The following is a 10,960-nucleotide window of genomic DNA, read 5'->3' on the forward strand; positions in this document are numbered from 1 at the left end:
AAGGTGAGTGCGCGTCCCTCTCCTGCGCTTCTCCGGGCGGTGAGACCGGGCGGTGAGACCGGGCGGCGGGCCGTCTCGCGGGTGGACCCGCAACCGCCTCGGCCCGGGCGGGAGGCGACGCGCCGCGGTGCGGTGCGACCCGGCCCGGGCGGCACTGGATAAGGTCACGGAGGAGGTATCGGCAGAGAATGACCAGATCGACGCGCGAACGGATCATCGACGAGGCGCTGCGCCTGTTCGCCGAACGGGGTTACGCGGCGACCTCGGTGGCCGAGATCGAGGCCGCCTCCGGGCTGTCTCCCGGCGCCGGGGGCCTCTACCGGCACTTCAAGTCCAAGTACGAGGTGCTGGCCGCGGCGATGAACGAGCACGCCGCCAGGACGCGGGCACAGATCACCGAGACCCTGGCCGAGCTCAGCGTCGTCGACACCTCGACCGGCGTCGAGGAACGGCTGGCCCACCTGTGCGGTCTGGGGCTGGCCAAGGTGCGTGAGGAGAGGCAGCTGACGCGCGTCTTCTTCCGCGACCTGAGCCAGTTCCCCGAGCTGGTCGTGACCGTGCGCGAAGGTCTGCTGCAGCCCATGTTCGACGCGATCACCATGTGGTTCCGCGCCCAGCCCGAGTACGCCGGAGCCGCCGCCGACTGGCCCGCCATCGGTGCCGTGCTCGGCGGAGCAGTGATCAATTACCAGCTGTTCGAGGAGACCGTGGGCGAGCCTCCCGGCCGCGTGGAACGCGACCGCTTCGTCGCCTCCTGGGTGCGCCTCGCCCTCGGCCTGCTGCCCCGGCCGGCGGTCCAGGCCATCGGCTGACAGACCCGGCGGCCCTTCGGGGACCGGGAGGACTCCACCGGTGTCACCCGGGCCGGCGGAATCCCCTTCCCACGGGCACCGGAGGATTGAGCAGGCGGTAGGCCAGCCAGAAGACGGCCCACGCCGTGCCGAGCATGAACATGAGCCCGCTGATGGTGAAGAACTCCTCCACCACCGTGCCGAGGTCGTTCCTGGCCCTCACCAGAGCGACCAGTCCGCCGCCGAGGGAGTAACTGACGATCGGAGCGGCCAGGCCGAGCGCCTTGTCGGAGGTGTGCCAGTTCTCGCAGGCGATCACGACGAGCGCCGCGACGGCCCAGACCAGCACCGGGATCCTGAAGATCGCGATCGGGGCGAGCGGGAAGGGGATCAGCAGACCGGCCAGGGCGAGCAGGGCCAGACCGACCATCTCGCGCCGGTGGCCCAGCAGGATCGTCCGGGCGTCCTGGGTGCCGGGGACGACGTCCTCCCTCGACCGGACCGGGCGCCGCCGGCGCAGCCAGTCGGGCCGGTTTCGCGCCTGTTTCCTGGCCAGCCGCTCCTCGGCCTCCCGCATCCCCCTGGCCACGCCGGGCGGAAGCCCCGGGCGGCTCTCCGCGCCTCCCGGCTTCCCGAGCGGCGCCTTCGCCCCATCTCCCTTCGGCTCCTCCACACGCTCACCTCGCGGTTCCCGTGGTTCCTGCGGTTCCTGCGGATCCTGCGGATCCTGAGGCTGCTCCGGTGTCACCTTCCGTGCCACCGGCGGCGGGAGAGGGTCCTGTACGGACGGGATCTCCTCGGTCGGCGGGTCGCTCTCCACCGCGTCCTCCCACTCGTCCGCGGCGTCTCCACCGCTTTCCGGGCGGCTACCGAGGGGACCGCCGGGCTCGTCCTCTTCCGGCTCTTCCGGAGCGGCCGACGACGACCGTGCGCGGGCCGGGAAGATCCGCTCCACCCACCTGGACCCGCGCGAGGCCGAGGACCCGGAAGCACCCGGCTCCGGGCGCTCCGGCTCGGGACGGTCCGGGGCGCGATGGCCCTGCGCGGGTTCGCCGGCATCCGGGCGAGCGCCCGTCGAGGCGTACGGATGCCCCCGGACGGGGCGGCGGGAGGGAGGGAGACCGGGATCCCCCGGCGCGCTCCCGCGGGCGGCCGACGAGGCACGTCCGGCCGTCTCCGCCTCACCCGGCGTGGAGGAGGGCGAGGGTGGAGGCGAGGGCTTGGACGTGGGCGAGGGCTTGGGCATGGGCTTGGGCGAGGGCGCCGCTGGATCGGGGGTGGCCGGGGACGGCGGACCCTCCGGCGTGCGACCGGGGCCGCCCGGGCCGGAGACCGCCTCCTGCGGCGTGGGAGCGGGACCCTCGGGGTCGGCCCCCTTGGAGACGGGGTCGCGGTCCTCGGGGACGTGCCCTTCCCGAGGGGGGTCGCGGTCCTCGGGGACCGAACCTTCCGGGGTGGGGGCGGCGAGAGGCACGGCGGCCACCGGACCGACGGCCGAGGTGACGGTGGGATCCGCGGCGCGGACAGAGCGGCCGGAGCCACCGGCGGTCCCCACGGGGTCCTCCCGGGGCCGGGGAACCGTGCCGGAGTCCTCACGCGAGCCCCCGGAACCCCCGGAGCCCTGTGAACCACGAGAACCCTGGGAACCCCGGGAACCCCTCTCGGAAACCCGCGGCTCGGGGCGCCCCGGTGGATTCTCCGAAGCCCGGGAGGGCGCCTCCCTCCCCAGGCGGCGCAACTCGCGGTGGACCAGCGCGGCCGGGTCGCCGAACCTGGCCAGCACCCTCTCCACGGCGGCGGGGTCGTCCACACCGGCCCGCTCGGCGTCGATCCGCCTGCGCAGCACCGCGACGAAGTCGATCCGCTGCCTCGGCGGCAGCACGCCGTGGGCCGCGTCGGCCGCCTTGCTGACGTAGTCCAGGACGAGCTGGTCCGCACGCTCGATCACACTGGCCATCCTCTCTCGACATCGTCTCGCTCGTGAGCTTCTTCCCCCATTCACCGTCCATCACGTGATCGGCCGGCCCTCTTCGCGGGATCCCGGAAATCCCCCAGGCCGCGCGATGTCGGTCAAGCCTCCTACCATTGGCGGAATGAGCACGGAGTTCACCGAGTGGCTGCGCGGCCGGAGCGATGACCGGTTGCGGGCTCTCGTCTCCGCGCGACCCGAGCTCATCACCCCCGTGCCCGCCCACCTGGAAGGGCTGGCCGGGCGGGCCAGCAGCCCGTCGGCGGTGGGCAGGGCACTCGACCGGCTCGACCGGTTCACGCTCGCGGTCGTGGAGACGCTGGCCGTGCTGCCCGGCCCGGTCGCCTACAGGTCACTGCGCGCCCAGATGGCCCGCGCCCTTCCTGGAACGGCCGATCCGGAGTTCCAGAGCGCCCTCAAGGAGACGGTCGAGCGGCTGCGCACCATGGCCCTGATCTACGGGCCCGACCGCGCCCTGGCTCCGGCGCCCGGGGTGCGGGAGGTTCTCGACGCTCCCGCGGGGCTCGGCCCGCCCGCCGTGGAGGCGTTCAGGCACCACCCCGCCGAGCGGCTGGCCGAGCTGGTCCAGGACGTCACGGGCGACGGCGGCGCCACCGGCGACACCGGGAGCGCCACCAAGGAGACACTCGCCGCGCTGCTCGGCGACGGGGAAATCGTCGGACGGCTGGTCGAGGAGGTCTCACCGCAGGCGCGGTCCGCGCTGAACGAGCTGGTCTGGGGCCCGGCCAGCGGCCGGGTGCCCAACGCCCGCCGTGAGGTGCGCGCCGCCACCGCGCAGTCGCCGATCGAGCAGCTCCTCTCCCGTGCCCTGCTCGCCGCCACCGGCGAGGAGACCGTGGTGCTGCCCCGCGAGGTCGCCCTGTTCCTGCGCGGCGGCCGCGTCCACCGGGACCTGTCCCCCTTCCCGCCCGCGACCGAGGGCACCGAGCGCGACCGGAGGCTCGCCGACCGCACGGCCGCCGGGCAGGCGTTCACGTTCACCCGCGCGGTGGAGGAGCTGTGCGAGCGCTGGAGCGTCGACCCGCCCGGCGTGCTCCGCAGCGGCGGCCTGGCCGTGCGCGACCTCAAGCGGACCGCGGGCCTGCTCGACCTGCCCGAGTGGGTGACAGGGCTGATCATCGAGGTGTCGTACGCGGCGGGGCTGATCGCGTCCAGCGGCACCGTCGACGGCGACTGGATGCCCACCCCCGTCTACGACGGCTGGCGGGTGAAGGCCACGGAGGACCGCTGGGTGGTGCTGGCCACGGCCTGGCTCACCATGGACCGGGTGCCGGGGGTCATCGGCGAGCGCGACGAGCGCGACCGGCTGCTCAACGCCCTCCATCCCGACCTGCGGCGCCCAGCCGCCGCCGAGGTCCGCGCCACGACCCTGGGCGTGCTCGCCTCGACGCCGGGGGTGGCGCCGACCCTCGACGCGGTGCGCGAGCGCCTGGCCTGGGAGCAGCCCCGCCGTCGCGGAGGCCACCGCGACCAGCTGGTGGAGTTCACGCTGCGCGAGGCCGAGCAGATCGGCGTCACCGGGCTCGGGGCGCTCGCGGCCCACGGTCGCGCCCTGCTCCCCGATTCCTCCGGCGGCGCCGGCGGTTCGGCCGTCCCGACCTGTCCGGGCGGTGGCGGCCGCCCGGTGTCCGCCGCCCACCTGCTGCTCCCGCTGCTTCCCGAGCCGCTCGACCACGTGCTCCTTCAGGCCGACCTGACCGCGGTCGCCCCCGGGCCGCTCACCGGCGACCTGCGGCGATGGCTGGCGATGGCGGCGGAGGTGGAGTCGACCGGCGGCGCGACGGTCTACCGCTTCGACGAGCGGTCGATCCGGCGGGCGCTGGACGCCGGGCAGGGCGCCGACGAGCTGCTGGCCATGCTGGAGCGCCACTCGACCACACCCGTGCCGCAGCCGCTCAGCTACCTGGTCACCGACGTGGCCAGGCGGCACGGCCGGATGCGCGTCGGCACGGCGAGCGCGTACGTGCGGTGCGACGACCCCTCCCTGCTCGACGAGGTGATGGCCGACAAGCGGGCGATCCCGCTGCGGTTGCGGCGGCTCGCTCCCACGGTGATCGCCTCCAAGTCCTCCCGGCCGGCGCTGGTCGACTCGCTGCGCGCGATGGGATACGCCCCGGCGGCGGAGTCGCTCGACGGCGACGTGATCGTCACCCAGCTCGACGTCCGCCGGACCGAGGGCACCTCCGCGGGCCGTTCCCCGGTCACGTTCAGCGGCCACGAGGCCGACGTGGTGGCGGCCGCCGTGCGCGCCGTGCGCGCGGGCGACGCCGCGCACCAGGCTCGCCGCGCCCCGGTGGCCGCCCCCGGCGGCCAGGTGCCGCGCTCCCCCGCCACCGCCACGATCACCGCCCTTCGCGAGGCCATCCGGCAGGGATCGCAGGTCTGGATCGGCTACCTCGACTCCCAGGGCAACGCCACCAGCCGGATCCTCGAACCCGCCCGGATGGAGGGCGGCTATCTCACCGCCTACGACGAGACGCGGGCGGCGGTGCACCGCTTCGCCCTGCACCGCATCACCGGCATAGCCGACATCGTGTGAGACGCCCCCTGCCGGGTTCCGCCGGGGGCCGGAAAGCCCGTACGGCCACGGTGTGCCGGGCGGGAGCACGAGGTAGTCTCGGGTTCCGGAACGGGGCCGCCACGAGCTCGGCCGACGGTCCGGTGGCGGCGCACCGCCCGCCGCGTCGTCCAGCGGGACACTCGCCAAGGCGCGAGGGTCCTCCTCCGGGCTCCGGCCGCCGGGATGCGACCGAGTCCATTCGTCCTTGATACCCGGCTCACGACCCATATCGTGATAACAGTTGACGTTCTGAGCTCCATAGAAGCGAGAGATCCCCAGTGAGCAGCGGTCACTCCGAAGGCCCCAGCACCAACCCGGACGACTGGAAGAGCCCCTACGCCACGGGGCCGGGCCAGACCCCGGGCCACGACCGGCAGCCGTACGGCTACGAGCAGACCCAGCAGGGTTATCAGCCGGAGTACGTCCAGCCCGCGTACGGTCAGCCCGAATACGGCCAGCCCGAGTACGGCCGGCCCGAGTACGGTCAGGCCCCGGGCTACGGCCAGACCCCCGGCCATCCCGACCAGCCCTACGGGCAGGGCTACGGCGAGCAGCCCTACGGGCAGGGGTACGGGCAGGGCTACGGGGCGCCGCCGTCCCGCGAGGTCGAGAGCGTCAGGACGCACGCGATCGTCGCCCTGGTCATCAGCCTCGTGCTCGCGCTGAGCTGCTTCGCGAGTCCCGGCGGCCTCATCGGCACCATCCTGTCGGGCCTCGCGTTGGGCAGGGTCGACACCGACCCGCGAAGCGCGCGGAACCTGCTCAAGTGGGCCTGGATCAGCAACGGCGCCAACATCGTGCTGCTCGTCCTGGGCGTGGCCTTCTTCATCGTCGCCGGCCTCAGCGGCGCCTTCGGCCCGAGCTGACCATGCCGAGGACCGCCCGCCGGAGCCGTACCCGCGACACCGGACACGCGAGGACCGGACGTCCGGACGCACGGGCATCCGACGGGCGGGCGCACGACGCGCGGACACCCGGCGGGCGGGCGCACGACGGGCGGGTACGTGACATACGGGCAGGTGACGGACTGGCGCGGGAGATCGCGTGGGTCGGACGGGACTGCCCGGACGTTCCCGTCTGTTGCATACAGGGAGCGCGGGACGACCCTGCGGGCGTCCACGAGTGCGACCATGAGCTGATCCGCCGTAACCTGCGGTGACCAAGGGAGAAGTCTGTGACTGACGGACCATTGATCGTCCAATCGGACAAAACCCTGCTCCTTGAAGTCGATCACGAGCGGGCCGGGGAGTGCCGCAAGGCGATCGCCCCGTTCGCGGAGCTGGAGCGCGCCCCCGAGCACGTGCACACCTACCGGATCACCCCCCTGGCGCTGTGGAACGCGCGGGCCGCCGGGCACGACGCCGAGCAGGTGATCGACGCGCTGATCGCGCACAGCCGCTATCCCGTGCCGCACGCGCTGCTGGTCGACGTCGCCGAGACGATGTCGCGCTACGGCAGGCTTCGTCTGGAGAAGCACCCGGTCCACGGGCTCGCCCTGACCAGCACCGACAAGGCGGTGCTGGAGGAGGTCCTGCGAGCCAAGAAGATCCAGCCGCTGCTGGGCGAGCGCCTGGGCGACGACGGCGTGGTGGTGCACCCGAGCGAGCGCGGCAACATCAAGCAGCACCTGCTCAAGCTGGGCTGGCCCGCCGAGGACCTGGCCGGATACGTCGACGGCGAGCACCACCCGATCGCGCTCACCGAGGACGGCTGGGAGCTGCGCGCCTACCAGCGGGAGGCCGCCGAGGCGTTCTGGCACGGCGGCTCCGGCGTGGTCGTGCTCCCCTGCGGGGCGGGCAAGACGATCGTGGGCGCGGCGGCGATGGCGCAGGCCAAGGCGACCACGCTGATCCTGGTGACCAACACGGTCTCCGCGCACCAGTGGAAGCAGGAGCTGCTCAAGCGGACCTCGCTGACCGAGGACGAGATCGGCGAGTACACCGGCACGAAGAAGGAGATCCGGCCCGTCACCATCGCCACGTACCAGGTGATGACGACCCGCAGGCAGGGCGTCTACCGGCACCTGGAGCTGTTCGACGCCCGCGACTGGGGTCTGGTCGTCTACGACGAGGTGCACCTGCTGCCCGCGCCGATCTTCCGGATGACCGCCGACCTGCAGGCCAGGCGGCGGGTGGGCCTGACCGCGACGCTCGTGCGCGAGGACGGCAGGGAGGGCGACGTGTTCTCCCTGATCGGCCCCAAGCGGTACGACGCGCCGTGGAAGGAGATGGAGAACCAGGGCTGGATCGCCCCGGCCGACTGCGTCGAGGTGCGGGTGACGCTGACCGACGAGGAGCGGCTGGCCTACGCGATGGCCGAGTCCGAGGAGCGCTACCGGTTCTGCGCGACCACGCCGTCCAAGACACGGGTGACCGAGGCGCTGGTCCGCCGGCACCTGGACGAGCAGGTGCTGGTCATCGGGCAGTACATCGACCAGCTCGACGAGCTCGGCGAGCACCTGAACGCGCCGGTGATCAAGGGGGAGACGAAGGTCAAGGAACGGGAGCGGCTCTTCCAGGCGTTCCGCGACAAGGAGATCCAGGTCCTGGTCGTCTCCAAGGTCGCCAACTTCTCCATCGACCTGCCGGAGGCGGCGGTGGCCATCCAGGTGTCGGGCACCTTCGGGTCCCGGCAGGAGGAGGCGCAGCGGCTGGGCCGGGTGCTGCGGCCGAAGGCCGACGGGGGCGGGGCCCGGTTCTACTCGGTGGTCAGCCGTGACACGGTGGACCAGGACTTCGCCGCCCACCGGCAGCGGTTCCTGGCCGAGCAGGGGTACGCATACCAGATCATCGACGCGGACGACGTGCTCGCCGGAGATTGACCCCACCTGGCGAACACGCCGTCATTTTGTGTCAGGTCCACGAAATCCCGCGGGCTTTCGACAAACAAACCACCCCCTCGCTAGGCCTGGCGGCCAATGGCGACATACCCCCATGATCTGAGGGAGTCACCATGTTTGCCGCGCTTTTTCGCTATTTCAGCGGAGAATGACGGAGAGTGTCAGGGTGATTACCGAACGATCGGGGTGGCGACCCGACGATCGGGATGACGGCCGGGTGATCAAAGTGACGACCGGACGATCAGGCCGTCCGCGAGGAGAACGCCCTCCGCGACCGCCCAGGCGGCCACCGCGGCGGTCGTCAACACGGTGAGACGACTTCCGGCGCCGCGCCTCCCCGGCGCCGGCAGGGCGACCACCGTGCAACAGGCCGCGACCGCCGCCTCCCCGTCCGGCGTTAATCCTTTTGAGACGCGGGTGAGTCGCCGCTAAGCTGGTCGATTCGCTGCCCGATGACCACCACCTCCGTTTATCGAATGGGAGGCGCTTCAGCGTGCCCGCACATCAATTGGCCCCCGACATAACCGACGACCCCGCCCTGATCCTCGCCGCCGAGCGCGAGCACCTGGCCGCCTCCAGGGCGGCGCTCCGCGCGATGCGCGAGCACGCCCTCTCCCTCTCCTCCGACGCCGCCGGAGACTGGGTCTCCCAGCAGATCCTGCAGGCGCTGCTGGACCAGCGCGTCGAGGCGCTCGCCGACCACTCCGGCACGCCGCTGTTCTTCGGCCGCCTCGACCGCCAGGCGGGAGACGACCTTCCCGGCACGGTGTACGTCGGGCGCAGGCACGTCCACGACGACAGCAGCCGCCCCCTGGTCATCGACTGGCGGGCCCCGGTCTCGCGGGCCTTCTACCAGGCCAGCCCGTCCGACCCGATGCGCGTCGCGCTGCGCCGCAGGTTCGGTTACCGGGGCGGCGACCTGACCGCCTACGAGGACGAGCGCCTCGACCAGGGCGGCGCCGCCCTCGCCCAGAGCAGGATCCTCACCGAGGAGATCGAGCGCCCGCGCTCGGGGCCGATGCGCGACATCGTCGCGACGATCCAGCCCGACCAGGACGAGATCGTCCGCTCGGACCTGGGACGGACCGTGTGCGTCCAGGGCGCCCCCGGCACCGGGAAGACCGCCGTCGGCCTGCACCGGGCGGCCTACCTGCTCTTCACCCACCGCGAGCGGCTCGCCAGGTCCGGCGTGATGATCGTCGGCCCGAACCGGGCTTTCCTCTCCTACATCTCCTCCGTGCTCCCCGCCCTGGGCGAGGTCAAGGTCGACCAGACCACGGCCGCCGGGATCCTCGGCGATCACTCCGCCCCCGAGGACCCCGCCGTCAGCACGATCAAGGGGGACGCGAGGATCGTTCCCGTGCTCGGGCGCGCCCTGTGGATGCACGTCGTCAAGCCCACCGAGGGCGTGCTGTTCACCAAGGGGATCAACCGCTACCGGGTGGCCGACCACGAGGTCCGCGAGATCGTCGCCGCGCTGCGCGGCACCACCCGCTACGGCCCGGGCCGCGCCACGCTCGCCCAGCGTCTCGCCCACCTGGTGCTCGTCCGGATGGAGCAGCGCGGCGAGTCGCCCGACGACCGGGTGCAGGACGCGGTGGCCAGGTCCAAGCCGGTCAGGCAGCTCGTGGACCTGGTCTGGCCCAAGCTGACCCCGCAGCAGGTGCTCCACCGGTTGTTCAGCGACCCCGCCTTCCTCGCCGCCGCGGCCAAGGACGACCTCACGGCCGAGGAGCAGTCGCTGCTGCTGTGGGCGAAGCCCGCCAAGTCCTTCCGCTCGGCCAAGTGGTCGGCGGCCGACGGCGCGCTGATGGACGAGCTGGCCGACATGATCGAGCGGACCGTCCCGCTGGGCCACCTGGTCGTGGACGAGGCCCAGGACCTGTCGGCCATGCAGCTGCGGGCCCTGGGGCGGCGCTGCCGCACCGGCTCGGCCACCGTGCTGGGCGACCTCGCGCAGGGCACCACGCCCTGGTCCGCCCGCTCCTGGACGGAGGTCCTCACCCATCTCGGCTTCGAGGACGGCGCGGTCACCGAGCTCACCCTCGGCTTCCGGGTGCCCCGGGAGGTCCTCGACTACGCGGCCAGGCTGCTGCCCTCCGTCGCCCCCGACCTGGCCGCGCCCCGGTCGCTGCGCCCCGGCGCGGGCTCCCTGTTGGTGCGCCCGGCGCCCGACCTGGCCGCGTCGCTGGCCCGCGCCGCCGAGGAGGCGCTCGCCCGCGAGGGGTCGATCGGCGTCATCGTCCCCGACGCCTCGGTGGGCGCCGTGTCCGAGGCGCTGGCCCACCTGGAGCATCGGGTGCTGAGTCCCGACACGGTCGAGGACCACCGCCTCCTGGTCATCCCGGCCTCCCTGGCCAAGGGCCTGGAGTACGACCACGTGATCGTGGCCGAACCCGCCGACATCGTCGACGCCGAACCCCGCGGCTTGGCCCGCCTCTACGTGGTGCTGACCCGCGCGGTCACCTCCCTGACCGTCCTGCACTCCAGGCCGCTGCCCGCGCAGCTCGGCTAGCCCCGGGGCCGCGCGCGGGCCACCGCGCCGGGCGCCGGAGTACGACAACCCGGAGTACGACGACAAGGAGCGCGGAAACAAGGCTGAGCACGGAAACAAGGCTGAGCGCGGAAACAAAAAGAGGCGGCCCCGGCACTTCGGGGTCGCCTCTTTTTCGAAAGCGCGTGGACTCAGAAGTCCATGTCGCCGCCGCCGGGCATGGCGGGGGCGGCTCCGGCCTTCTCGGGCTTCTCGGCGATGACGGCCTCGGTGGTGAGGAACAGCG

General features: G+C 72.9%; 6 protein-coding genes. 5 read left to right on the forward strand and 1 reads right to left on the reverse strand.

Annotated elements, in window-relative coordinates; genetic code table 11:
• The first annotated feature begins 188 nt into the window (after window positions 1-188).
• Window positions 189-812 (forward strand): helix-turn-helix domain-containing protein, encoded by a 624-nt coding sequence (locus AB0G15_RS19105; RefSeq protein WP_362841208.1) that lies wholly within the window; start codon window positions 189-191, stop codon window positions 810-812.
• 43 nt (window positions 813-855) lie between these two features.
• On the opposite strand, the gene AB0G15_RS19110 is transcribed toward AB0G15_RS19105, so the two are convergent.
• On the reverse strand, window positions 856-2,739 hold the full coding sequence (locus AB0G15_RS19110) for a hypothetical protein (protein WP_362841211.1): 1,884 nt from the start codon (window positions 2,737-2,739) through the stop codon (window positions 856-858).
• A gap of 145 nt (window positions 2,740-2,884) precedes the next feature.
• Here AB0G15_RS19110 and AB0G15_RS19115 point away from each other — a divergent pair, with 145 nt between their 5' ends.
• From AB0G15_RS19115 to AB0G15_RS19130, 4 genes are all read left to right on the forward strand, one after another.
• Window positions 2,885-5,320 carry a helicase C-terminal domain-containing protein gene (locus AB0G15_RS19115; RefSeq protein ID WP_362841214.1) on the forward strand — a complete coding sequence of 812 codons (2,436 nt, stop codon included), beginning with the start codon at window positions 2,885-2,887 and terminating at the stop codon, window positions 5,318-5,320.
• 299 nt (window positions 5,321-5,619) lie between these two features.
• A complete protein-coding gene (locus tag AB0G15_RS19120; RefSeq protein WP_362841217.1) occupies window positions 5,620-6,207 on the forward strand; it encodes a hypothetical protein in 588 nt (195 codons plus the stop codon).
• 308 nt (window positions 6,208-6,515) lie between these two features.
• Window positions 6,516-8,162, forward strand: coding sequence for a DNA repair helicase XPB (locus AB0G15_RS19125; RefSeq protein ID WP_362696079.1), 1,647 nt, complete (start codon window positions 6,516-6,518; stop codon window positions 8,160-8,162).
• A 511-nt stretch (window positions 8,163-8,673) separates the two neighbouring features.
• Window positions 8,674-10,695: an AAA family ATPase gene (locus AB0G15_RS19130; protein WP_362841220.1), complete on the forward strand. Its 2,022-nt coding sequence runs from the start codon at window positions 8,674-8,676 to the stop codon at window positions 10,693-10,695.
• Window positions 10,696-10,960: the final 265 nt, after the last annotated feature.

The organism is Streptosporangium sp. NPDC023825 (genome assembly GCF_040639575.1).
GTDB lineage: Bacteria > Actinomycetota > Actinomycetes > Streptosporangiales > Streptosporangiaceae > Streptosporangium.

Bases quoted from the DNA above. Each gene is read 5' to 3' on its own strand.
- AB0G15_RS19105 (WP_362841208.1), top strand. From the start codon at position 189: ATGACCAGATCGACGCGCGAACGGATCATCGACGAGGCGCTGCGCCTG.
- AB0G15_RS19115 (WP_362841214.1), top strand. From the start codon at position 2,885: ATGAGCACGGAGTTCACCGAGTGGCTGCGCGGCCGGAGCGATGACCGG.